Here is a 23,005-nt window from a genome sequence, read left to right as displayed (position 1 = left end):
CGCCCGGCCAGCGGGCGTGCGGCGGCCGGGCGCCGTAACCGATGAGATCGCGTGGATAGCGGGACTGGAGCATGGTGGTGGAGTCGGAAATGGGTCGGGAAGTCATAAGGTTCAGTTCAGCGCATAAGGGGCCAGCATGCCCGCATACGCCTTGGGCAGCGGCCGCGCCCAGTCGCCGCGCTTGCTGGTGCCCAGGCGCACCGAGACCAGCGCCTCGGCCATCTTGACCGCGCACACCACGCCGTCGATCACCGGCGCGCCGATGGCGTCGGCGATCTCGTCGCACAGGTCGGTCATGCCGGCGCAGCCCAGCACGATGCATTCGCTGCGGTCTTCAACCAGCGCCTGGCGGCAGGCCTCGGTGATGATGCGGCGCGCGTCCGAGCCCGGGCGCTCCAGTTCCAGCACCGGCAGGTCGCAGGCGCGCACGTTGTTGCAGAAGCGTTTCATGCCGTAGCGCTCGGCCAGGTGCCAGGCGATATTGCAGGTGCGCGCCAGCGTGGTCACCACGCTGAAGCTGCTGCCGACCACGCTGGCCATATGCATGGCGGCCTCGGCGATGCCGATCACCGGTCCGCGCGCCACCTCGCGGGCGGCGTACAGGCCGGGGTCACCGAAGCAGGCAATGACGTAACCGTCCACGCCTTCCTGTTCGCCGGCCAGGATTTCATCGAGGATGCCGGGCACGGACAGGGCTTCGTCATAGTGGCTTTCGATGGAAGCCGGTCCCATGCGCGGGCTGACCGCGCTGATGCGCGTGCCCGGTGCCGCCACGGCGACGGCGCACTGCCCGATCTTGTCGGTCATGCTCTGGGTGGTATTGGGGTTGATGATCTTCAGCTTCATGGGCGCGGCTCTGCTAAGTGCGGTCGAAATCGTGCAGTCGAAAGAATGGTTCCGGAGATCAGGCCTGGCTGGCGGCGCGGCTGCCGAAGTGGCCGGGCATCATGCGCGGCGCCAGTTGCCGGTACAGCACCAGCGCAATGCCCATGCCGATAAACCAGCTGTAGTTGGCCGCGGACTGCCAGGCCGGCACTACCACGCACAGGATCGGGATGATGGCCGCCGGGATCATGGTGGCCACCGCCGCCGGGTTGAAGCCGTTGCGGTACCAGTAGCGGCCGCGCGGGTTCAGCGTGTACAGGTCGTCGACGTCGACATGCTGGCGGCGCACCAGGTAGTAGTCAGCAATCAGGATGCCGAACAGCGGGCCGATGAAGGCGCCCAGCACGTCCAGCGTGTAGTGGATCACCGCCGGGTTGTTGTACAGGTTCCACGGCGTGATGAAGATCGACGCCACGGCCGCGATCATGCCGCCGGTGCGCCAGCTGATGTGCTTGGGCGAGACGTTGGAGAAGTCGAATGCCGGCGAAACAAAGTTGGCGACGATATTGATGCCGATGGTGGCGGTCATGAAGGTGAACGCGCCCAGCAGCATGGCGAAGGTGCTGTCGATATGGCTGACGGTCTCCACCGGGTCCGTGATCAGCTTGCCGAACACCGGCAGCGTGGCCGAGGTCGTGATCACGGTCAGCAGCGAGAAGCCCAGGAAGTTGACCGGCAGGCCCCAGAAATTGCCGCGCTTGACCGACTTGAAGTCCTTGGCATAGCGAGAGAAGTCGCCGAAGTTCAGCATCGGGCCGGAGAAATACGACACCACCAGCGCGATCGCGCTCAGCATCACCGGCACCGCTTCCCAGCCGCTGTATTTGACGAAGCTCAGCGTGAAATTGACGTTCTCCCAGCCGGCCTTGTTCACCAGCCAGATCGCCAGCGCGATCATCACCACGTAGACCGCCGGGCCGGCCCAGTCGATGAACTTGCGGATGGTCTCCATGCCGGTCCAGAACACCAGCGCCTGCAGCACCCAGAGCACCATGAATGCGCCCCAGCCCAGCGTGGAGAGCCCGGCAAAGCCGTGCAGCTTCACGTCGGCATACGGCGCCAGCGCGGGAAAGAAGTGCAGCGCCAGCAGCAGGAACGCGCTGGAAGCCAGGTAGGTCTGGATGCCGTACCAGGCCACTGCGATCAGCCCGCGGATCACCGCCGGGATGTTGGCGCCGAGCACGCCGAACGAGGCCCGGCAGATCACCGGATAGGGTGTGCCGGTCACCTGGCTGGGCTTGGCCACCAGGTTGCAGAAGAACTGCACGATCAGGATGCCGACCAGCAGCGACACCAGCACCTGCCAGCTGGTCAGCCCCAGCGCGAACAGGCTGCCGGCAGTGATGTAGCCGCCCACGCTGTGCACGTCCGACATCCAGAAGGCAAAGATGTTGTAGGTGCCCCAGGTCTGCTTGCGCAGCGGCGCCAGGTCCTCGTTGGTCAGGCGTTCGTCATAGCCCGGCTTGATCAGGGCGTTGCCGTGTGCGGCATGCCCCGCCTGCACCTGCGGTGCGTCGGTGGGCGTTGCGGTCGTTTGCATCATCTGAGTCTCCTGGCAGATGTGTGTCTTGACGATAGGCGACATGCGGCCGTTTGGCTCTTTGGTGTGCGCCGATGGAAAGCTGCTTTATTGACTACAAAATTGTCTACAAAATTGATTATGTGTGTAGACGATGTTGTAGATCACGGATTCGTGATTGTCAACATTCGCTTTCCCTGAAGTCCTCTCGCCCAATCTCGGATGTCCTCAACGGGTTTACCCCTGGCTTGATTCGTGCGGATCCTGAATATAGGATGTCCAACATCCCATCTGTAGATGGCCTGGCAAAGAGACAAAATTGGAGACAACTGTGGGGCATGGTCCGCTTTCCCGATTCACCGTACTCGACCTCACGCGCGTGCGCTCCGGTCCGGCCGCCGTGCGCCAGTTCGCCGACTGGGGGGCGACCGTCATCAAGATCGAAGAGCCGGGCCAGGCGCCCGATGACAAGCCGGGCGGTTCGGCGCAGTTTGCCGACTACCAGAACACCCATCGCAACAAGCAGAGCATTACGCTCAACCTCAAGCATCCGGAGGGGCGCGCGCTGTTCCTGGGGCTGGTGCGCAAGGCCGATGTGGTGGTGGAGAACTACCGGCCCAACGTGAAGTTCAAGCTGGGCATCGACTATGAGTCGCTGCGCAAGGTCAATCCGCGCATCGTCTATGGCAGCGTATCGGGGTTCGGGCAAGATGGTCCGTACCACGAGCGCCCGGGCCTGGACCAGATCGCGCAAGGGATCTCCGGGATGATGTCGGTCACGGGCGAACCCGGGCGCGGACCGATGCGGGCGGGGATACCCGTTGCGGACCTGACCGCCGGCCTGTTCTGCGCGATTGGCCTGATGGTGGCGCTGCTGGAACGCGAAGTGTCCGGCCAGGGCCAGTGGGTGCAGACCTCCCTGCTGCAATCGCAGCTCTGGATGATGGACTTCCAGGCCATGCGCTGGCTGATGAATGGCGAGGTGCCGGGCCAGAGCGGCAACGATCATCCCACCAGCAGCCCGACCGGCGTGTTCCCGACGCAGGAAGGCTACATGAATATCGCCGCCATGGGCAACGACATCTTCGCGCGGCTGTGCAAGGTGCTTGAGGTGCCTGAACTCATCGCCGACGAGCGCTTCCTGACGGTGCCGTTGCGTGCCCGCAATCGTCCGGCGCTGAACGCCGCGATCGCCGAGCGCACCCGCACCCGCACCACCGAGGAATGGATCGGCCGCATGAATCGCGAAGGAGTGCCGTGCGGCCCCATCCTCAGCATGAACGAGGCCTTCGCCGATCCGCAGGTCGAACATCTGCGCATGAGCCAGCCCATCGAGCACCCCAGGCTGGGCACGATCTCCGTGGTCGGCCAGCCGGTGATCCTGAGCCGGACCTCGCTGGGCCAACTGGCGCCGGCACCGGAGAGCGGTGAGCACAACCACGACGTGTACCGTTCGCTGCTCGGCCTGGATCCGGCCCGGATCGAAGCGCTCACGGCGCAGGGAGTCATCTGATTGGGCGCTACCATATCCGCCATGATTGCCCCGCTTCCGGGGCCACGGACATGACGGAGATTCTGATGAAGGCCCAACTTGGCATGGAGATTCGCGGATTCACGAGCCTGCGCCGGCCGGACAACCTGCCCGACGAGATCGCGCACCAGATCCGCCAGCGCATCCTGGACGGCACCCTGGCCCACGGGCAGCAGCTGCCCACGGAGAACGAGCTGGCCACCGCGTTCGACGTGAGCCGCAATGTCGTGCGCGAGGCCATCGCGCGCCTGAAGCTGGCAGGCTACGTTGAAACCCGGCGCGGCACCGGCACGTTCGTGGCGCAGGGCATCGGGCAGCGCAACTTCGAGATCGTCACCGACGAACTGTTGCATGAGGATGCGCTGGAGCATGTCTTCCAACTGCGTCTCGAGATCGAATCAGGCGCCGCCGCGCTGGCGGCGCGGTTCCGCACGCCCGAGCAGCTGGAGGCGTTGCGACTGGCGCTGGCCAAGGTCGATGAAGCGGGCGGAGACTGGGAAAAGGGCGCGGACACCGCACTCGATTTCCACCTCGCGGTGGGCAACGCGACCAACAACCCGTACTTCATCCGCTTGATGGCGCATCTGAGCCATGTGCTCCACGACTCCGTGCGCACGCTGCGTTCCACCTCGACCGGGACCACGCGCATCGCGGAAGTCGAGCAGGAGCACCACGCGATCTTCGACGCCATTGCCGCGGGGAACGCCGACCAGGCGCGCGCCGCCATGCGCTACCACTTGACCAACGGCATTGAAAGACACAAGGCCCGCGCGCCCGGAAAGACAACATGACCACGACACGCATACTGCAAGAAGAGATTACCGATACCCTGCTGGTGGAAAAACGCGGCCGCACCGGCTGGATTACCTTCAACGACCCTGGCCGCCACAACGCCGTCTCGTTCGACATGTGGGCGGCATTGCCCAAGGCGCTCGCAGCGTTCGAGCAGGACGACGAAGTGCGCTCGGTAGTGCTGACCGGCGCCGGAGAGCGCGCCTTCGTGAGCGGGGCGAACATCGCGCAGTTCGACAACCTGCGCTCCGGCGAAGAGGCCGTCGCGGCCTATGAGCAAGTGGCCGAGGCCGCCCAGCTGGCACTCTACGACTACGCCAAGCCGACCCTCGCCAGGATCAAGGGCTATTGCATCGGCGGCGGCCTGAATATCGCCCTGTGCTGCGATATCCGGATCGCGTCGTCCGACAGCACCTTCGCCATCCCGGCCGGCAAGCTCGGCCTGGGCTACCGGCTCACTGCGATCCGGAATCTGGTCAGCACGGTCGGCGCCGCCAATGCGCTCGAAATCTTCCTGACCGCCAACCGCTATTCGGCGGCCGACGCCAAGGCCCTTGGCCTGGTCCATCACGTGACCGATGCGGCCGACCTCGACACGGCGCTGCAGACGCGCCTGGACCAGATTGCCGCCAACGCGCCCCTCACGCTGCGCGCCGGCAAACGCATGATTCGTCAATTGCAGCAGCTGGGCCCGGAGGTCGATATCGCGGGCATGCAGCAGCTCGTCATGCAGTGCTTCGCCAGCGACGATTACCGCGAGGGCAAGCGCGCCTTCGCCGAAAAGCGCAGCCCCGCCTTCAAGGGCCAATAAGCGCTACATCCCGGAGATCCGGGAATACCGGCAATACCGCCACGCATGACGTGGGGACACATACAAAAGAGAGGAGACATGGCATGAACACGAAGCAGAGGCTTGTCCTCGCAATGGCCGTGGCCGGCCTGGGCCTGGCAGGGCACGCAGCGGCCCAATATCCGCAACAGCCCATCCGTATCGTGGTGGGCTATGCGGCCGGGGGCACCACCGACATCCTGGCGCGGGCGCTGGCCGAACAACTGGCCAGCGAGCTGAAGCAGTCGGTGATCATCGAGAACAAGCCCGGCGCGGCCGGCAATGCCGCCGCCGCTTATGTGCAGCAGTCGGCGCCGGATGGCTATACGCTGTTCATGGCAACCGTGTCGAGCCATGGCATCAACCCAGCCCTGTACAAGAAAACGCTGGGCTACGAGCCGGTCAGCGGCTTTGCGCCCATCAGCATGGTCGCCTCGATCCCGCTCGTGCTGATCACGACCCCGAACCTGCCCGCCAGGAACGTGCCTGACCTGGTGACGCTGGCCCGGAAGAAGTCGGGAGAGCTGAACTACGCATCCAGCGGCAACGGTTCGCCGGTCCACCTGGCCGGCGCGATGTTCGCCCAGAGCGCCAATGCCAAGCTGGTGCATGTGCCGTATCGGGGCGGCGCGCTTGCCAATACTTCGGTGATCGCCGGCGAGACGCAACTGAGCTTCGCCACGCTGCCTGGCGCCCTGCCGCAGGTGAAGGCCGGCAGGCTGCGCGCCATCGCCGTGACCACCAGGGAGCGGTCGCCGCAGCTGCCGGATGTTCCCGCCATGCGTGAAGTGCCGGGCTTCGGCAGCTTCGAGATCAATACCTGGAATGCACTGCTGGCACCGAAGAATACGCCCCAGCCGGTGATCGATGCGCTGAACCGGGCCGTCGCCAGGTCACTGGCATCGCCGAAGCTTATTCAGCGCTTCAACGGGGAAGGGGCGACGCCGGCCAGCAGCACCCCGGTCGAGCTCAGCCGCTTCGTCAACGCCGAGCTTGCCAAATGGGCTGGCGTCGTGAAAGACCTGAACGTCAAGGTTGACTGAAGGCAGGCGCCTGCGGAAGCGGGGCTTCTGCGGGCGGCCTTGCGGTCCGGCCAATCTCAATAAGCAATCTTCGCCGTCAGGCTCACGCTGCGCGGATCGGCCGGCTGGATGTAGTTCTCGTACTGGAAGCCCCAGTAGCGCTTGTTGGTCACGTTGTTCAGCGCGGCGCGCAGCGTCAGGTCCTTGCCGGCGACACGGGTGTTGTAGCTCGCGCCGAGATTGAACACCGTGTAGCCGCCGGCCTCCAGCGTATTGCCCGCGTTCAGCTTGGTATTGCCGGTGTACTTGCCATCGACACCAAGGCGCAGGCCCGGCACGAACGGCACGCGGTAGCTGATGCGTCCGGCCAGCACCAGGTCAGGCGCACCGGCGACGCGCTTGCCATCGTTGGCCAGGCCCTTGTCGTAGTACGAGTCCAGGTACATCGCGCTCGCGCCGAATTCCCACTGCGAGCCCAGCCGGTACACGCCGGCCAGCTCCAGCCCCTGGTAGATCGAGGTGCCGTCCTGCTGGCGCGTCGGCACGCCGCCGTTGATGCTGTCGTACTCCGCGCCGCGCTCGATGCGGAAGGCGGCGGCGGTGGCGCTCCAGGCGGCCTGGTCGGCCTTGACGCCGATCTCATACTGCTTGCTGCGGATCGGGCTGAGCAGCTGGCGTGCGTTGGTGTAGCCATCCGGCACGATCGAGCCGGGCTCCAGCGCTTCCACGTAGCTGGCGTAGACGGTGGCCGTGGGCACCGGCTTGAACATCAGCGCCAGCGTGGGCGTGACCACGCCGTTCTTGCTGTAGCTGGAGCTCACCGGCACGTAGCCGTTCTGCTCGAAGTTGGTCACGCGCAGGCCGGCCAGCACCGACCAGCGCTCGCTCAGCTGGACGGTGTCGCTGGCGAACACCGACTTCTGCGTAATTTCGCTGTTGCGCACCTTGTTGAATGCGGTCGAGCTGTAGTACGTGTTGGTGTTGGGCTCGAAGATGTTGCCGGTGCCGATGACGGCGCCGAAGCCGTTGTTGTCATAGCGGTCGATCTGCTTCTGCCACGACAGGCCCGCCACCAGCTGGTGCCCGAACGGCCCGGTGCGGAACTTGCCTTCCAGCATCGCCTGCCATTGCCCCACCTGCTGGTTCTGCGCGGTGTCGTAGCGCTGGTCGCTGTAGTCGCCGGCCTGGTTCAGCAGGTTGTAGGTGCTTTCGTTGCGGCTGCGGTTGACCTTGGTGAAGCTGTAGTTGGTGCTGACCGCCCAGTCCGGATTGATCTGGTAGCGCAGGCCGGTGCTGTACAGCTGCAGGTTGGTGTTCAGGTGCTGGTCGGCACCGGCGAAGTTGCGGATGCGGCCGGACACCGCGGCCGGTAGGGCCGTGTCGCCGTAGCTCCACAGGCTGAACGACGGCATCTGGCCAGTGGCGCGGCGGTCCTGGTAGATCGAGTCGAAGGTCCAGGTCAGGTCCCTGGTCAGGCGCGCATCCAGGCCCAGCGAGACGCTGTCGCGCTTGATATTGCGCGCGTTGTAGGGCGTGCCTTCCTCGTGCGTCACGTTCAGGCGGTAGCCGAACATACTGTTCGGGCCGGCGCGCCCGCCCAGGTCGACGTGCTCGCTCCAGACATTGGCGGCGCGGTAGCCCAGTTCGAACGAGGCGGTGTAGGTGTCGGTCGGCTTCTTGGTGACGTAGTTGACGATGCCGCCCGGGGTGGCAAAACCGTACATGAAGCCCGGCAGCCCCTTGAGCAGTTCCACCTGCTCCATGTGCTCGTAGGGCAGCGTGATGCCGTAGGCCACGAACGGCAGCCCGTTGATCTTGAAGCCGTTCTGCCAGTCGATCTGCAGGCCGCGCACGCTCAGGTAGCTGGACCAGCTGTTGTAGCCGTTGCCGTTGTCGCTGACCGACGCATCCATGGCAAACACATCGCCCAGCTTGGCCACCTGGCGGTCGGCCAGGTCTTCGCCGGTGACGATGGTGGTGGAGTACGGGGTGTCGAGCTGCGTGCGCGAGCCCAGCGCGCCGGTGCTGGCCTTTTTCTCAAGCTGCAGGCCGGAATCGTCGACCGCCGAGGCGCTGACGGTCACCGCGGGCAGCGACTGCGCATCCGCTGGCGCCGCGGCTTGCTGCGCCAGCGCGACGGTCGCCGGGAAGCCGGCCAGAACGGCCAGTTGCGCCAGCACGGCGAGATGGCGGGGTTTGGGTGCGCGCAGGCGCGCGACGCGAATGACTTGGCGGCTCATGAGGGGACCAGCAAGAGACAGGCGGGCCTGTATGTAAATGTAGATACAAATGCGAATTATTCGCATTTAGGAAAAGACCGAATGATGCCTACGCTCGTTGCGGGGGTCAAGGTGTGGGAAGGGGTGTCGCGGTGAAAGCAACGGTGGCTGGCGTAGCCGGTTCGCGCTAGGCTCCCTGACTCCCTATCGACTGCTGGAGCCTGCCATGGCCATGTCGAACATTCGTGTCCGGATTGACCTGCGAACCAAGGAAGAGGCTTCTGCCGCGCTGGAAGCGATGGGCCTGACGGTGTCCGACGCAGTGCGCATGCTGTTGACGCGCATAGCGACCGACAAGGCGTTGCCTTTGGCGTTGATGACGCCAAATGCGGCGACTATTGCTGCGCTGAGGGAAGCGCGGGCCGGCGGGTTGCGCAGGCTTGAGTCGCTGGAGGATCTGAGGGCCGATCTCTGTCGTGCTGGCGACTGATGCGGTCTGTCAGCTCCCCGCTCCCGCGTGTGGGAGAGGGGAGCGCTAGCCATGGCTAGCGGGTGAGATTCACCGCGTACGCGCGGGATGCCGGGCAAACGCTCAGCGCTTGCCGTCCTTCACATACACCCGCTCACCCGCCACCCAGGTCTCCAGCACCTGGGTCTTCCAGATGTCGGCAGGCTTGGCCTTGAACAGGTCCTGGTCGACCAGGATGAAGTCGGCCCACTTGCCGGCTTCGAGCGAGCCCAGCGTCTTCTCCTGGTGCTCGGCATAGGCCGCGTCCAGCGTGAAGGCGCGGAATGCCTGCGGCAGGGTCATGGCCTCTTCCGGATGCCAGCCGCGGATCGGGCGGCCTTCATGGTCGGTGCGGGTGACCGCGGCGTGCAGGCCGTAGAACGGGTTGGCCGATTCCACCGGGAAGTCCGAGCCGCCCGCGATCACGGTGCCTTGCTTGAGCAGCGTCTGCCAGGCGTAAGCGCCCTTGATGCGGTCCTTGCCGACGCGGTCTTCGGCCATGTTCATGTCGCTGGTGGCGTGCGTGGGCTGCATCGAGGCGATCAGGTCCAGCGTCTTGAAGCGCGGGATGTCCGACAGCGCGATCACCTGCGCGTGCTCGACGCGGTTACGCAGCTGGCGCCCGCCCACGTCCTTGTAGGCCGCTTCCATGGCATCCAGCACCTGGTGGTTGGTGGCATCGCCGATGGCGTGGATGTTGACCTGGTAGCCGGCCTTGATCGCGGCCTTGACCGCGGTCTGCATGGCGGCATCGCTCATGAAGAGCAGGCCGCTGTGCACGTGGTCGTCCGAGTACGGTGCCATCAGCGCGGCGCCGCGGCTGCCCAGTGCGCCGTCGCCATACAGCTTGACCGCGCGCAGGTAGTAGCGGTCGTTGCCATAGCCCACCAGCGGCCCCTTGGCCGACAGCGCCTTGAAGTCGTCGCCGGTGTCGCGGATCATGCCGTAGATGCGCGTGGTCAGCTTGCCCTGGTCGGCGAACTCGCGGTAGATCTTGTCTTCGGCAACGGTCACGCCGGCGTCGCCCGCGGCGGTCAGGCCGAGCGCGTTCATGTGCGCCAGCGAGGCGGCCAGTGCGGCGCGGCGGTCGTCGTCGCTGTACGGCGGGATCACGCTGTTGACCAGCGCCATGGCCTTGTCGACCAGCACGCCGGTGGGGTTGCCGTTGGCATCGCGTTCGATGCGCCCGCCGGCCGGGTCCTTGGTGTCGCGCGTGATGCCGGCGGCCTGCAGCGCCTTGGTGTTGAGCCACGCGGCGTGGCCGTCCACGCGCACCAGCCGCACCGGGCGGTCCGGCACCGCCGCGTCCAGCTCGGCCGCGGTCGGGAAGCGGCCCAGCTTCCAGTTCACCTGGTTCCAGCCATAGCCCAGCAGCCACTTGCGCTGCGGGTTCTTGTCGCCATAGGCGCGGATCATGCCTTGCGCCTCGGCCAGCGTTTTGGTGCCCGACAGCGAGATCTCGGTGGTCTTGAAGCCTAGGCGGAACACATGGCCGTGGGCGTCGATCAGGCCCGGCAGCAGGGTCTTGCCCTGGCCGTCGATGCGTCTGGCATCGGGGTACTGCGCGCGCAGCGCGGCGGCGTCGCCGGTGGCAAGCACCTTGCCCTGGTCGAACACCATGCCGGTGAAGCTGGTGATCTTGTCCTGCTTCAGGGTGTAGCCCTGCACCGATTCCACCAGCGTCGGCGCGGCCTGCGCGGACAGGCTCAGTGCCATGCCGGCGCCAAGCGCCAGCATGCTCATGCGGATTGCTTTCTTCAAAGCGATGCTCCTTGTTGTTGTGCTTTCTTGCTTTTGTGTACTGCTGGCTTTGAAGCGCCCGGGAATGGCGCTTATTCACCGGTTGCCGGCACGGCGGCGTGCCCAATGGCGGCATCGCTTCTGGCCGGCAGGGCGGGGAATTGCATCTCGGCATAGGACACGAAGCGCGTCTTGCGCGCAATGCGGTAGCCCAGCCAGATCAGGAGGAAGATCGGGATGCCGATATAGGTGGCAGCCACGCTGACCCAGTCGATCTTGCCGCTGGTGAAGGCCTGGTAGTTCTGCCCCAGCGTCACGATCAGGCAAAGCGCAAAGGCGAAGATCGGCCCGTAGGGGAAGAACGGCGAGCGGTAAGGCAGCCGGTCCAGGTCCAGCCCCTGCGCGACAAAGCCCTTGCGGAAGCGGTAATGGCTGACCGCAATGCCCAGCCAGGCGATAAATCCGGTCATGCCGGACAGGTTCAGCAGCCAGAGGTAGACCGACCTGCTTTCGAACAGCGAGGTGAGGAAGCACAGCGCGCCCACCGCGGTGGTGGCCAGCAGCGCCATCAGCGGCACGCCGTTGCGCGTCAGCTGCGCAAAGATGCGCGGCGCGCGGCCTTCGGTGGCCAGGTTGTACAGCATGCGGGTGGAGGCATACATGCCCGAGTTGCCAGCCGATAGCACCGCGGTCAGGATCACCGCGTTCATCACGCCTGCCGCAAAGGCCAGGCCCGCATGGCGGAACACCAGCGTGAACGGGCTGACCCCCACGGTCTGCACATCGTTCTTGAGCAGGTTCGGGTCGGTGTAGGGTATCAGGATGCCGATGATCAGGATCGCCAGCACATAGAACAGCAGGATGCGCCAGAACACCTGGCGCACCGCGCGCGGGATGTTTTTGGCGGGATCGGCCGATTCGCCGGCGGCGACGCCGATCAGCTCGGTGCCCTGGAACGAGAAGCCGGCGATCATGGCCACGCCGATCAGCGCCGGCAGGCCGCCGACGAAGGGCGCGTCGCCGGTGGTCAGGTTGGCCAGTCCGTGCGTGGCCGACACGTCGCCGCGCAGGATGCCGAAGATCATCAGCGTGCCGATGCCGATAAAGGCGATCACCGTCACCACCTTGACCAGCGCGCACCAGTACTCGGCCTCGCCGAAGCCGCGCACCGAGATCGCGTTGAGCAGGAACATCAGGCCCAGGAACAGCGCGCTCCACAGCACGCCCGGCGTGTCGGGGAACCAGTACTGCATCACCAGCTGGGCCGCGGCCAGTTCCACCGCGATGGTCACCGCCCAGTTGTACCAGTAGTTCCAGCCGAGCGCGAAGCCGAAGCCTTCATCGACATAGCGCGCGCCATAGGTGGCGAACGAGCCCGACACCGGCATATAGGCCGCCAGCTCGCCCAGGCTGGTCATCAGAAAATAGACCATCGCCCCGATCAGGATATAGGCGGCCAGCGCGCCGCCGGGGCCGGCCTGCGCGATGGTGGCACCCGAGGCCACGAACAGCCCCGTGCCGATCGAGCCGCCGATGGCGATCATGGTGAGATGGCGTGCCCGCAGGGTGCGGCGCAGCGTCGGCGCGGGGGCGCCGGAAGAGGTGGGCTGGGAAGGTTGGCTTGACATCAGGATCCGGTCTGGGCGCGCGCCAGGACAAAAGGCGCGAAGGGGCGCAACTATGCCGGCATCGCAGAGAGGCGGCAAGCTGCGCCGAAGCGCCAGCCGCATGGGTCCCGGCGGCCCGCCGCCAGTGCCTCCTCCCGGTTCTACCGGCCGGTATATTGGGCGGCATCATAAGAGAAATCGCTGTGCAGGGAAAGCCGCTGCGCGGGCCGTGCACCGCCCAGTGTGCCGCATCCGCCGCGTGGCAAGTTGCTTGTGCATGAGGTGTAGGACAAACACCCGGCGTGGAACAGGAATGGCACCGCTGCCGCGGCCACGGCGCGCGGTATATCGTGCGAAGTAGCAGGCGCTGCATGCCGGCCGGCGCGCGGAGCCAGCCCCATCCCATCCCATCCCGCTGCAGGGGGACCCCACGGATGTTCCAGACGTTCTGCCATGTCCCGTTCGATACCCGGCCGCGCGGTGCCGCGGGGCATGCGGGCGCCAGCCGCGGCCCGGGCCTGCGCCGGGTGACGGCGCTGATGCTGGTGTCCGCGCTGGCGGCCGGGCTGCTGGCAGGGTGCGCCAGCCTGCCGGCCTCGGCGCAGCGCACCCCCTCGAGCGCCCCGGCCAGTACCGCCGATACCCCGCTGGGCAAGGTGCTGGCGCCGCGCCTGGCGCAGCGCCCCGGCGAGTCGCTGTTCTATCCGCTGTCGTCCGGGCCCGACGCGCTCGCTGCGCGCCTGGCGATGGCGCGTGCGGCGCAGCGCAGCCTGGACCTGCAGACCTATATCTTCGAGACCACCGGCACCGGCGCCGCCGTGCTGGGCGACATCATCGACGCGGCCGACCGCGGCGTGCGCGTGCGCATGCTGCTCGACGACTTGCATACCGGCGGCATGGACAAGATCCTGTCGGCCATCGATTCGCATCCCAATATCGAGGTGCGCCTGTTCAATCCGTTTGCCAACCGCAGCGTGCGCTGGCTGGAAATGCTGGCCGGCTTCAAGCGGCTGGACCGGCGCATGCACAACAAGTCAATGACGGTGGACAACCAGATGACCCTGCTGGGCGGGCGCAATGTCGGCGATGCCTACTTCTCCGCGCGCACCGACATGGATTTCAGCGACCTCGACGTGCTGATTGCCGGACCGGCGGTGCCGCAGGTATCGGCCGTGTTCGACGAATACTGGAACGACGAGTCCTCATACCCGGTGGTGGCGCTGATCCCCGCAGGCAAGGAAGCGCCGGTTGAGATGCGCAGCCTGCGCAAGGGCCTGGAAGCACGTGGCGACCAGGCCGTCGCCAGCCCCTACGTGAAGGAATTGCTGGAGTCCGGCCTGGCCAAGGGCATCGAGAGCGGCCGCATGCCTGCCTACAGCGGCAAGGCTGTCGTGGTCTCCGACAAGGCCGCCAAGATCACGCACCAGACCGACGACGACCCCGGGCACGCCACGGCCCGGCTCGAGAAAATGATCAACGGCGCGCAGAAGGAAGTGCTGCTGATCTCGCCGTACTTCGTGCCGGACGACGACGGCGAGGCCTGGCTGATCGCCATGGCAAAGCGCGGCATCCGCGTGCGCATCCTGACCAACTCGTTTGCCGCCACCGATGTCAGCCCGGTGCATGCCGGCTATGCCCCGCACCGGCTGGCGCTGGTGGCCGCGGGCGTCGAGCTGTACGAGCTCAAGCCCAGCGCCTACGCTGAACTGGCAAGCAGCGGCAAGGCCGCGCGCGGTTCGCGCTCGCGCTCATGGCTGTCATCCAGCCGCGCCAGCCTGCATGCCAAGAACTACATCGTCGACCGGCACCTGGTATTCATCGGCTCGCTCAACATGGACCCGCGCTCGGCCAAGCTCAATACCGAGATGGGCGTCGTGCTGGACAGCCCGGCGCTGGCCGAGCGCATGATCAAGTCCACCGAGCACGGGCTGCTCGACATGGCCTACCGCGTCGGCATGCAGACCGATGGCGACGGCGGCAACCGGCGCCTGACCTGGACCACGCGCGAGAAGGGGCAGCTCATGGTCTATGACAGCGAACCCGGCATGGGCCCGCTGCAGCATCTGGGCATCGGCGTGCTGCGCGTGCTCCCGATCAAGGAAGAGCTGTAAACCTGGCTGCGGTGCTGCGCCGCGCCTTTCCTGAACCCGGGTTTGGGCGTATGGTTTTCTGCTTCGTTGCCTGCCGCAAAGGAGCCTCATGAAAGCCGCTGTCCTGCATCAACCCAAGACCCCGCTGGTGATCGAAGACGTTGCCATCGGCAAGCCCGGCCCGCGCGAGGTGCTGGTGCGCACCGCCGCCGTGGGCGTGTGCCATTCGGACCTGCATTTCCTGGACGGTGCCTACCCGTACCCGATGCCGGCGATCCTGGGCCACGAGGCCGCGGGCGTGGTCGAGCAGGTCGGCGCCGAAGTGCGCACGGTCAAGCCCGGCGACCACGTGATCACCTGCCTGTCAGCATACTGCGGCCATTGCGAGCACTGCCTGACCGGCCACCTGTCGCTGTGCATTGAGCCCGATACCCGGCGCCGCGAAGGCGAAGAGCCGCGCCTGATGGCCCGCCAGGGCGGGCCGATGAACCAGTTCCTGAACCTGTCGGCATTCGCCGAGCAGATGCTGATCCATGAGCACGCGCTGGTGGCAATACGGCGCGACATGCCGCTGGACCGAGCCGCGCTGATCGGCTGCGCGGTCACCACCGGCATGGGCGCGGTGATCCATACGGCGAAGGTGCAGCCGGGCGAGACCGTTGCCGTGATCGGCTGCGGCGGCATCGGGCTGGCCACGGTCAACAGCGCCGCCATCGCCGGCGCCGGGCGCATCATCGCCATCGACCGCGTGCCGGCCAAGCTGGAGCTGGCGCGCAGGTTCGGCGCGACCGACGTCATCGACGCCGGCAATGCCGACGTGCCGGACGCCGTGCGCACCCTCACCGGCGGCGGCGTGCACCATGCCTTCGAGGCCATCGGCCTGAAGCAGACCACCGAGCAGGCCTTTGCCATGCTGCGCCGGGGCGGCACCGCCACGGTCATCGGCATGATCGCGCCGGGCGTCAAGATCGAACTGAAGGGCAGCGATTTCCTGGGCGAGAAGCGCATCCAGGGCTCGCTGATGGGCTCCAACCGCTTCCCGGTGGACATGCCGCGCATGGTGGACTTCTATATGGCCGGCCGCCTGCACCTGGACGAACTGATCGCGCAGCGCCTGCCGCTGGAGCGCATCAACGATGCCTTCGACGAACTGCGCCGCGGCGAGCTGGCGCGCTCGGTGATCCTGTTCGATTAAGGGCCGCAGTCCACAGCGCCATTGGTTCGCGCTGTGGGACAATCGCGGCGCACCGCAATGACGAGGCGCCGTATGAAGACAATCGAATGGAAGGACTGGGAGATTTTTTGCCGCGTGGTGGAAGGCGGCGGCTTCACCCAGGGGGCCGAGCTGGCAGAGGTACCCAAATCTTCCGCCAGCGCCGCGGTGGCGCGGCTGGAAAGCCAGCTTGGCATCCGCCTGTTCGAGCGCACCACGCGCCGCGTGCGCGTGACCGAACGCGGCCAGCGCCTGTATGAGCGCGTGGCGCCGCTGTTCGCCGAACTCCATGAAATCAGTGCCGAGGCCACCTCGGACAGCGCCGAAGTCAGCGGCCTGCTGCGCATCTCCACCCCCTATGAAGTCGGCTCCCAGCATCTGTCCGAAAGCCTGACGCGCGTGCTGCGCGCCCACCCCGGCCTGCGCGTGCAGGTCGATGTCAGCTGGGACCAGCCCGACCTGATCCGCCACGGCTACGACCTCGCGTTCGTGATGACCGACACCGCGCTGCACGACACCTCGTTCGCCAGCAAGCGCGTGGTCCTGGTTGAACGCGCCTTCTATGCCGCGCCGGCACTGATCAAGGCGCGCGGGCTGCCGCGCACGCCGCAGGACCTGCAGGGGTGGCCCACGCTGGGCAACGCCGACGACCGCCACTGGGAGTTCCTGCGCGACGGCGTCGAGATTGCACGGCTGGATGTCGAGCCGCGCATCTGCACTCATAACGCCGAGCTGCGGCTCAAGGCGGCGCTCGACGGGCTGGGCGTGACGCGGCTGTCGCCGCGCTTCGTGCAGGATGCGGTCGGGCAGGGGCAACTGGTGCGCGTGCTGCCGGGCTATGCCTCATCGCCGCTGAAGGTCTACGTGCTGATGCCGGCGCGCAAGCTGATGCCGGCCAGCGTGCGGGTGCTGCTGGACGTGCTGGAGCAGACGCTGGGGGTGCCGGAGGCGCGGCGCCCGGCCAGCAAGCGGAGGGAGAACGCTTAGCTGCCGCGGGCCTCCGCTCGCAGGCATCGGTCAATAAGGCTGCTCGGCCGGCCGCACGTCAAAGTGCAGCACTTCGGCAAGATCCAGCATTTCCTCGTCGTCCTCGCTGCGCGTGATCCAGCCGCCGTAGGCGTCGCCGCCCGTATCCCAGTTCCACAGCGTATAGCCGGCCACGCGCAACTGGTTGTGCGCCAGCTCCATCAGTTCCGGCACGCTGGTGGTCTCCAGGAAGGCTTCTTCCTCGGGGTCATCGCTGCCCCAGTCGATCTCCAGGTCGATCCGTTCGCATAGCTGGTTCAGGCAGCCGATAAAGGACTGGGCATCCTTCCAGTCGACAAAGAACCCGGACTGCCAGTCGATGACCTCGCGGATCACCCACAGCAGTTCCTGGCCATCGGTGTCATCGTCCTCGGCATCGAGCAGGGCATCTTCAAACATCGACAGCTGCGCCGAGGTCTGCGCGCTGTCGCCAAGGTTGATCAGGGCGAAGAAACGCGCAATCGCGTCCTGCGTGTCGTCGTCCAGTGGTGTGGCCATCTTTTTTCTCCGTTTGCTGCGGTCTCCTAGGCCGCGATGCGCATGATCTCGCGTTGGCCGGCCGGTGTCACGCGCAACGCGCGCGAGTTGCGCGTGGGCTCGACCCAGCCGCGCGCCAGCAGGCTGCCCAACAGCGCCGCGCCCAGCGCGCCGCCCAGGTGCGGCTTGCGCTCGCTCCAGTCCGGGCAGGTGCAGCCAAACTGGCGCCGCTTGCGCCGCGCCGCCTCCACGTCGACGCCCAGCCCCGCCAGCGCCTGCGCGCCGTCGCCGCTCAGGTCTACGCGCTGTCCGTCCAGCATCAGCCAGCCCGAATGCGTCATCCGCTCGAACAGGCCCACGGCCAGCTCGCCCGCCAGGTGGTCATAACAGGTGCGCGCCTGGCGCAGCGCCGGTGGCGCGGTGCGCGATACCGGCACGTCGCGCAGCCGCGGCGGCTGGCTGGCCAGCGACGCCGACGCCAGCGCCTCGATCGCCACGCCGATCTCCGGCGCGGCAAGGCGGTAGTAGCGGTTGCGCCCGCGCGTCTCGGCCACCAGCAGCCCGCCTTCGGCCAGCCGGGCCAGGTGGCCGCTGGTGGAAGAGGCCGACAGCCCCGCGATCAGCGCCAGCTCGCCGGCGGGCCGGGCGCTGCCGTCCATCAGCGCCCACAGCATGGCCGCACGGCCGGGGTCGGCGAGCAGGGCGGCGAGGTGGCTGATGCCGGGGGTGTAATCCATGGTTTGGCTCCGGATGAAATGTGTCATGCGGAGTATAGGAGATTCATTTACAGGCACCCGTCCTGGGTGAGCGGCTAGTCGGCCGGGCCTCGCAACTCCCCATGAATAAAGGCGGAACCGCGTTGTCCCCGTCGTGCTCGGCGCCGACGAACGTGGCGAAGAGAGCTACCGATTCTTCCTGCCCACAATGCCTGCGGACGTACCCCAGGCGGGCAATCAAATAGCTGACGCAACAACCTTATCGTCGGACCCGATGGATTGCGGTGTGTCCTCGATTGGGAGATTGCTCGCATAGGGGACCCGATGCAGGATCTTGGCGCTCTGTATGCGAAGTTGGCGTTTTGGAGGGGCATTTGAGGTCGGTGGCCTCGGTACGCGTGATGAACTTTACGCCGGCTACGAAGCCGTTTCGGGCGCCGCTGTCGATCGCGAGCGAGTTCGATTCTGGGAAGCTTTCGCCAATCTCAAGTGGGCCATTGCTTGTGCCAGGCGTGGCTCTGCAAAGGCGGAAGGGGGCAGCCAGGCTAGCTTGGAACTTAGCGCCATTGGTCGAAGGCTTGAGGAACCTCTGTGGGACTTCATGACACTGACGGCCCCTCGGGCAACAGGGAGGCACTGATGCCGGAATTCATACCCGAAGCGGATAGCCTGCTGCAACTGTGCGCAGACTTCAGCTTGGCACGCCCGACTACTGGTACCGGGACGCTTTGCTCGGGCATGCCATGCGCTGCCTCAATCGGCCGTGATGTTGTTTGCTTTCACTACGTCGCCCCACATCTTGTAGTGGGTGCGGGTCAGGGTTCCGAGTTGCTCCGGCGTGCCTCCGCCCGGCTCGTCACCGCGGTCAACGATGCCCTTGACGACGGTTGGATCCTTCAGCGCCGAATTCATGGCGCTGTTGGCTTTCTTGACGATGTCCGGGCTCAGGCCGGGCGGCCCGTACAGGCCAATGAAAGAGATGATGGTGAAGTCTTTGATGCCGCTCTCGGTAGCCGTCGGCACATCCGGGATCATTGCCACGCGCTTTGCTCCGGTGACCATCAGCGGCCGCAGCTGGCCAGACTTGATGAAAGGCGCGACGACCGAAGTCGCATCGAACATCGCATCCAGGCGTCCAGCCATCAGGTCGATCATCGCCGGGCTGCTGCCCTTGTAAGGCACATGGTTCATCTTCGGGCCGCCCATGCGCTCGCGCAGCAGTTCCATCGTGACATGCGGCAACGCACCGGTGCCGCCCGATCCGTAGTCAACAGTCTTGCCCGCCTTGTCCCGAGCCTTAACCTCCTCGACGAACTGTGCGTAGGTCTTGATGGGAGAACTGGCAGGCACGACAAGGACCAGCGGGGACTGCAGCATCACACCGATCGGCGTCAGCTTCTGCGGGTCGACGATGCCGAGCTTAGTGTAGACGTGTGGCATGATCGTCATCGAGCCGTTGCCAACCAGCAGCTTGTTGCCGTCCGGCGGGGCTCTCAGTACCTCTACCGATGCGATGTTGCCGTTTACGCCGGCCTTGTTGTCGATGACCACGGGCTGGCCGAGCGAGCTATGTAAGCCGTTTAGCAGGGCACGTCCTGCGAAATCGGTCTGTCCCCCGGGCGGAAATCCGACCAGCAGGGTAATCGGCTTGGTCGGCCAGGCAGTCTGAGCCCAGGACGCCGTTGCGGTCAAAGTGCCGAGGCCGAGCGTCGCGATGCCCAGGATCAGCGCTGAACGGCGCGACGCCGCGAAAGAGTGCTTGGTGATTGCCATGACATGTCTCCAGTTATGTTTTTTTACAGGGCTGCAGTGCACGACGTATCAGCCCGTTTTCTCCATTGCTTCCCACATCCCGTTGATATAGACGGCACCGAGCGCGCGGTCGTAGAGGCCATAGCCCGGTTTGCCGGTTTCCCCCCAGATCATGCGGCCGTGGTCGGGGCGGAAATAGCCCTCGAAGCCGACTTCGTGGTACGCCTTAATGATCGCGGCGATATCCAGCGACCCGCAGCTCGACAGGTGGGCGGTCTCCTCGAAGTCGCCTTCCGGAGTGATCTTGACGTTGCGGATATGGGCGAAGTGAATCCGTCCCATACCGCCGAATTCGCGCACCAGCGCCTCGACGTTGTTCTGTGGGCCGGCGCCAAGCGAGCCCGAGCACAGCGTCAGGCCGTTCGCCGGCGTGTCGACGATCCTGAGGATGCGGGTCAGGTCGTCGCGGTTCTTGACGATGCGCGGCAGCCCGAAGATGGGGCGCGGCGGATCGTCCGGATGAATGGCCATCTTGATCCCGCATTCCTGCGCCACGGGAATGATCGCGCGCAGGAAATGCTCCAGGTGCTCCCAGAGCCGGTCTTCGTCGATGCCGCGGTATTCGGCCAGCAGCGCCAGCAGCTCTTCTGGCTGGTAGCTGGAATCCCAGCCGGGCAGGGCGATGCCCTGGCTGACGTCGATCTGTTCTACCTCCCTGGTGCTGAAGGCAAGGCAGGTCGAGCCGTCATCGAGCTTCTTCGCCAGTTCCGTACGGGTCCAGTCGAACACCGGCATGAAGTTGTAGCAGATGACTTCGATGCCCGCGGCGGCCAGGTTCCGGATGTTCTGCTGGTAATTGGCGATCAGCCGTTCGCGCGTCGGCTTGCCGAGCTTGATGTCCTCATGGACGGGAACCGACTCGACGACCTTGAACTGCAAGCCCGCCGCCTCGATGGTGGACTTGAGTGCACGGATCTTGTCCAGCGGCCATACCTCGCCGACGGGTTCGTCGTAGATGGCCGAGACGATATGGGTCATGCCGGGGATCTGCCGGATGTATTCGAGAGGGATCGGGTCGGACGTGCCAAACCAGCGGAACGACATCTTCATGAGGGCTTCCTTGAATTGATGACGGCTGGGGCGGGGGAGGTGGCGCTTCCAGCTTCCCGAAGCGGCGCCCGTCACGAACCAGGCCGCCTAACAGTATTGGTGTGCCATAATAGTTTATGTGGTTCACCAATTGTGAGCCGGTCGCCCAGTTTTTCCCTCATGGTTTACCATGGAGTGAACAAGATATTGCTCGCCTACGCCGTGCACGTATTACTGGCGCCGGCCGAGTAGCGGATAGTTGCCCGCCGGGCGGTACTCAAGTGGTCAACCAGTGATGATATTGCGCGGCACCGCCTTTCCTACGATGCGAAATTCCACAAGTGATCTTGCAACACGTCCGCAGGCTGAGAACTCGCCTGCTGCCAGCGACCGGTCCTACCTGAGCCTGGCCAGCCAGGTGCATGCACTGATCGTATCCGGAGAGTTTTCCGCCGGCATGCGACTGCCGTCCGAACGCACCCTAGCCGAGCGGTTCAGCGTCAGCCGTACCCTGGTGTGCGAGGCGATCATCGCGCTTGAGGTCCAGGGGCTGGTCGAAGTGCGCGGCGGCTCGGGGATCTACGTCTGCGCGGCTTCGCCCGCGCCGAGCCCCGAGCCATTCGAACTGCCCTGGCGGCCGGGGCCTATCGAATCGCTGCGAGCCCGGGTGCTGATTGAATCGGAGGTCGCCGGCTTGGCGGCCAGCGAACGCAAGGACAGCGACCTTGACCGCATGTTCTCGGCCCTGAGCCTGATGCGCGAGCACATGCACGACAAGCAAGCCAACGAGGTGGCGGACCGCCAGTTCCACCTGTGCCTTGCCGAATCGACCGGCAACAGAGTCTTGTTGCACATGGTCACAGCACTGTGGGATAGCGGGCGTAGCGATCCCCTGTGGGGCAAGATTGAGGAACACTTCCATACCACTGGACTGCGGGAAGCATCGCAGGAAGACCATCAGCGGATCTTCGCGGCCGTAATGGCGCGTGACGGGACGGCGGCGCGGGAGGCGATGCGCACCCACCTGGAGAGGGTAATAAGCGAGTTCACCCAGGCATGGCGTTGACGGATAGTCCGTGGGATATAAATATCAGTGCAGCGCTGTGCCATGCAGCGCCGCATCGAACGCGCCCTGCTGCATGTGACCCAGACCATGCAGCCAGTGGAACGGCTTTTCCGTGTGCTGCAACGTAGGCGAAGTAGGCGCCCACAGGAAACGAATGGCGCGCCGCCACTAACCAAGTGCGGGAGCGTCCAGCATCAGGTTCACCACCACATCGAACTGCGGTGACCCAAGATTGGCCTGCGACCCGCTAGGGCAATGGGGCCGTCCAGCCAGCCCTGACAGCGAGCATCGGCAACCGTGACGTCTACACCGATGGCGCGCTGGCCTGATACCAACTCCCGTCCCCACGGCTGACGGATGATCGCATCGCAGACGGTGTCCAATACGAGCACCGTTTGCCGATCTCCTGCCCTGGCTGCCCAACCGCGAAGCGGTTCAAAACGTGAAACGGCGGAGATCCTTCATTAGGTTATTCCTGTTCCAATCTCTAAGCAAAGATGGATGGTCTGGAATAACCCAGTACATATGCTCACGTAAGGAAATGCACATTTCTTTGTGGCCCGTACTCGAGGCGCGCCAGTTCCGGGGTGAGATACCCATGCAGGCCGCAGCAAGGCGAAGCAACATGTTCGTGAGCGCCATCGAGCATTCGCCATTTGCGGCATTCTTCTTGTACGGTCTCTCAGGGGTACGCCGACCGGACGTTTGAGGCCCAAATATTCGGGAGGCGCATTAATGTCGAGTCGTAAAACGTCCAGAAAGAACTATTCGTGAATAACGGCAAAGGGTGCCTTTACATATCGGTGACTTAGCGACGTCCTTGCAAGAACTTTTATGTTTGAGGTCAGTCGTTGACCTCGGACATTCGCTGAGAGCGCAAACGAGTGGGGCTGAGAGCCTGTCAGATTTCTTGTGTGTTGAGGT

Annotated in this window: 19 protein-coding genes; 10 read left to right on the top strand and 9 right to left on the bottom strand. The window is 65.3% G+C overall.

What is annotated here, in order from left to right:
• Positions 1–111: 111 nt before the first annotated feature.
• Together CF68_RS33780 and CF68_RS33775 are read right to left on the bottom strand one after the other, a co-directional pair.
• Positions 112–846 carry an aspartate/glutamate racemase family protein gene (locus CF68_RS33780; RefSeq protein WP_010810757.1) on the bottom strand — a complete coding sequence of 245 codons (735 nt, stop codon included), beginning with the start codon at positions 844–846 and terminating at the stop codon, positions 112–114.
• 58 nt (positions 847–904) lie between these two features.
• The gene (locus CF68_RS33775; RefSeq protein WP_035827631.1) at positions 905–2,428 is read right to left on the bottom strand and encodes an NCS1 family nucleobase:cation symporter-1; all 1,524 of its coding nucleotides are present in this window, start codon (positions 2,426–2,428) and stop codon (positions 905–907) included.
• Between the two features lie 307 nt (positions 2,429–2,735).
• Here CF68_RS33775 and CF68_RS33770 point away from each other — a divergent pair, with 307 nt between their 5' ends.
• The 4 genes from CF68_RS33770 to CF68_RS33755 all read left to right on the top strand — a co-directional run bounded on the left by CF68_RS33770 (position 2,736) and on the right by CF68_RS33755 (position 6,599).
• Entirely contained in the window at positions 2,736–3,917 is a 1,182-nt protein-coding gene (locus CF68_RS33770; protein ID WP_035827629.1) for a CaiB/BaiF CoA-transferase family protein, read from the top strand.
• Positions 3,918–3,982: 65 nt separating this feature from the next.
• A complete protein-coding gene (locus CF68_RS33765) occupies positions 3,983–4,726 on the top strand; it encodes a FadR/GntR family transcriptional regulator (protein ID WP_035827627.1) in 744 nt (247 codons plus the stop codon).
• Positions 4,723–5,538 carry an enoyl-CoA hydratase gene (locus tag CF68_RS33760; protein ID WP_035827624.1) on the top strand — a complete coding sequence of 272 codons (816 nt, stop codon included), beginning with the start codon at positions 4,723–4,725 and terminating at the stop codon, positions 5,536–5,538. The genes CF68_RS33765 and CF68_RS33760 overlap by 4 nt, the downstream gene beginning before the upstream one ends.
• Before the next feature lie 83 nt (positions 5,539–5,621).
• The gene (locus tag CF68_RS33755) at positions 5,622–6,599 is read left to right on the top strand and encodes a tripartite tricarboxylate transporter substrate binding protein (RefSeq protein WP_035827622.1); all 978 of its coding nucleotides are present in this window, start codon (positions 5,622–5,624) and stop codon (positions 6,597–6,599) included.
• 56 nt (positions 6,600–6,655) lie between these two features.
• On the opposite strand, the gene CF68_RS33750 is transcribed toward CF68_RS33755, so the two are convergent.
• Complete coding sequence (locus CF68_RS33750; protein WP_035827620.1) at positions 6,656–8,818, bottom strand: TonB-dependent siderophore receptor; 2,163 nt, start codon at positions 8,816–8,818, stop codon at positions 6,656–6,658.
• 205 nt (positions 8,819–9,023) lie between these two features.
• Between CF68_RS33750 and CF68_RS33745 the strand changes: the two genes are divergently transcribed.
• Entirely contained in the window at positions 9,024–9,287 is a 264-nt protein-coding gene (locus tag CF68_RS33745; RefSeq protein ID WP_035827618.1) for a type II toxin-antitoxin system RelB/DinJ family antitoxin, read from the top strand.
• Positions 9,288–9,389: 102 nt separating this feature from the next.
• On the opposite strand, the gene CF68_RS33740 is transcribed toward CF68_RS33745, so the two are convergent.
• Positions 9,390–11,066, bottom strand: coding sequence for an amidohydrolase (locus CF68_RS33740; RefSeq protein ID WP_035827615.1), 1,677 nt, complete (start codon positions 11,064–11,066; stop codon positions 9,390–9,392).
• Positions 11,067–11,137: 71 nt separating this feature from the next.
• On the bottom strand, positions 11,138–12,673 hold the full coding sequence (locus CF68_RS33735) for an amino acid permease (protein ID WP_035827612.1): 1,536 nt from the start codon (positions 12,671–12,673) through the stop codon (positions 11,138–11,140).
• Positions 12,674–13,086: 413 nt separating this feature from the next.
• Between CF68_RS33735 and CF68_RS33730 the strand changes: the two genes are divergently transcribed.
• From CF68_RS33730 to CF68_RS33720, 3 genes are all read left to right on the top strand, one after another.
• Positions 13,087–14,763 carry a phospholipase D family protein gene (locus tag CF68_RS33730; protein ID WP_035827610.1) on the top strand — a complete coding sequence of 559 codons (1,677 nt, stop codon included), beginning with the start codon at positions 13,087–13,089 and terminating at the stop codon, positions 14,761–14,763.
• A gap of 88 nt (positions 14,764–14,851) precedes the next feature.
• Positions 14,852–15,937 carry a Zn-dependent alcohol dehydrogenase gene (locus tag CF68_RS33725; protein WP_035827608.1) on the top strand — a complete coding sequence of 362 codons (1,086 nt, stop codon included), beginning with the start codon at positions 14,852–14,854 and terminating at the stop codon, positions 15,935–15,937.
• 72 nt (positions 15,938–16,009) lie between these two features.
• On the top strand, positions 16,010–16,942 hold the full coding sequence (locus CF68_RS33720) for a LysR family transcriptional regulator (RefSeq protein WP_035827606.1): 933 nt from the start codon (positions 16,010–16,012) through the stop codon (positions 16,940–16,942).
• A gap of 30 nt (positions 16,943–16,972) precedes the next feature.
• Here the strand turns inward: CF68_RS33720 and CF68_RS33715 are convergent, their stop codons facing one another.
• Together CF68_RS33715 and CF68_RS33710 are read right to left on the bottom strand one after the other, a co-directional pair.
• Positions 16,973–17,479, bottom strand: coding sequence for a hypothetical protein (locus tag CF68_RS33715; RefSeq protein ID WP_010810742.1), 507 nt, complete (start codon positions 17,477–17,479; stop codon positions 16,973–16,975).
• A gap of 26 nt (positions 17,480–17,505) precedes the next feature.
• Entirely contained in the window at positions 17,506–18,195 is a 690-nt protein-coding gene (locus CF68_RS33710) for a helix-turn-helix transcriptional regulator (RefSeq protein ID WP_035827604.1), read from the bottom strand.
• Positions 18,196–18,453: 258 nt separating this feature from the next.
• Here CF68_RS33710 and CF68_RS39285 point away from each other — a divergent pair, with 258 nt between their 5' ends.
• Complete coding sequence (locus CF68_RS39285; protein ID WP_200872624.1) at positions 18,454–18,552, top strand: phosphotransferase; 99 nt, start codon at positions 18,454–18,456, stop codon at positions 18,550–18,552.
• 375 nt (positions 18,553–18,927) lie between these two features.
• Here CF68_RS39285 and CF68_RS33705 read toward each other — a convergent pair whose 3' ends face one another.
• Both CF68_RS33705 and uxuA read right to left on the bottom strand, forming a co-directional pair.
• Positions 18,928–19,947 (bottom strand): tripartite tricarboxylate transporter substrate binding protein, encoded by a 1,020-nt coding sequence (locus tag CF68_RS33705; RefSeq protein WP_035827602.1) that lies wholly within the window; start codon positions 19,945–19,947, stop codon positions 18,928–18,930.
• 48 nt (positions 19,948–19,995) lie between these two features.
• Positions 19,996–21,036 carry a mannonate dehydratase gene (uxuA, locus tag CF68_RS33700; protein ID WP_035827600.1) on the bottom strand — a complete coding sequence of 347 codons (1,041 nt, stop codon included), beginning with the start codon at positions 21,034–21,036 and terminating at the stop codon, positions 19,996–19,998.
• Positions 21,037–21,340: 304 nt separating this feature from the next.
• Here uxuA and CF68_RS33695 point away from each other — a divergent pair, with 304 nt between their 5' ends.
• The gene (locus CF68_RS33695) at positions 21,341–22,081 is read left to right on the top strand and encodes a FadR/GntR family transcriptional regulator (RefSeq protein WP_035827598.1); all 741 of its coding nucleotides are present in this window, start codon (positions 21,341–21,343) and stop codon (positions 22,079–22,081) included.
• Positions 22,082–23,005: the final 924 nt, after the last annotated feature.

This window comes from Cupriavidus sp. SK-4 (assembly GCF_000611125.1).
GTDB lineage: Bacteria > Pseudomonadota > Gammaproteobacteria > Burkholderiales > Burkholderiaceae > Cupriavidus > Cupriavidus necator.
The sequence above is the reverse complement of the archived record's forward strand: the minus strand, read 5'-3'. Positions and strand labels throughout refer to the sequence as shown.

What these genes read in the sequence shown, in the direction of transcription:
- CF68_RS33715 (WP_010810742.1), bottom strand. Translation starts at nt 17,479, where the DNA reads ATGGCCACACCACTGGACGACGACACGCAGGACGCGATTGCGCGTTTC.
- CF68_RS33775 (WP_035827631.1), bottom strand. Translation starts at nt 2,428, where the DNA reads ATGATGCAAACGACCGCAACGCCCACCGACGCACCGCAGGTGCAGGCG.
- CF68_RS33750 (WP_035827620.1), bottom strand. Translation starts at nt 8,818, where the DNA reads ATGAGCCGCCAAGTCATTCGCGTCGCGCGCCTGCGCGCACCCAAACCC.
- CF68_RS33705 (WP_035827602.1), bottom strand. Translation starts at nt 19,947, where the DNA reads ATGGCAATCACCAAGCACTCTTTCGCGGCGTCGCGCCGTTCAGCGCTG.
- CF68_RS33735 (WP_035827612.1), bottom strand. Translation starts at nt 12,673, where the DNA reads ATGTCAAGCCAACCTTCCCAGCCCACCTCTTCCGGCGCCCCCGCGCCG.
- CF68_RS33730 (WP_035827610.1), top strand. Translation starts at nt 13,087, where the DNA reads ATGTTCCAGACGTTCTGCCATGTCCCGTTCGATACCCGGCCGCGCGGT.
- CF68_RS33755 (WP_035827622.1), top strand. Translation starts at nt 5,622, where the DNA reads ATGAACACGAAGCAGAGGCTTGTCCTCGCAATGGCCGTGGCCGGCCTG.
- CF68_RS33765 (WP_035827627.1), top strand. Translation starts at nt 3,983, where the DNA reads ATGAAGGCCCAACTTGGCATGGAGATTCGCGGATTCACGAGCCTGCGC.
- CF68_RS33780 (WP_010810757.1), bottom strand. Translation starts at nt 846, where the DNA reads ATGAAGCTGAAGATCATCAACCCCAATACCACCCAGAGCATGACCGAC.
- CF68_RS33720 (WP_035827606.1), top strand. Translation starts at nt 16,010, where the DNA reads ATGAAGACAATCGAATGGAAGGACTGGGAGATTTTTTGCCGCGTGGTG.
- CF68_RS33745 (WP_035827618.1), top strand. Translation starts at nt 9,024, where the DNA reads ATGGCCATGTCGAACATTCGTGTCCGGATTGACCTGCGAACCAAGGAA.
- CF68_RS33725 (WP_035827608.1), top strand. Translation starts at nt 14,852, where the DNA reads ATGAAAGCCGCTGTCCTGCATCAACCCAAGACCCCGCTGGTGATCGAA.
- CF68_RS33710 (WP_035827604.1), bottom strand. Translation starts at nt 18,195, where the DNA reads ATGGATTACACCCCCGGCATCAGCCACCTCGCCGCCCTGCTCGCCGAC.
- uxuA (WP_035827600.1), bottom strand. Translation starts at nt 21,036, where the DNA reads ATGAAGATGTCGTTCCGCTGGTTTGGCACGTCCGACCCGATCCCTCTC.
- CF68_RS33695 (WP_035827598.1), top strand. Translation starts at nt 21,341, where the DNA reads ATGCGAAATTCCACAAGTGATCTTGCAACACGTCCGCAGGCTGAGAAC.
- CF68_RS33760 (WP_035827624.1), top strand. Translation starts at nt 4,723, where the DNA reads ATGACCACGACACGCATACTGCAAGAAGAGATTACCGATACCCTGCTG.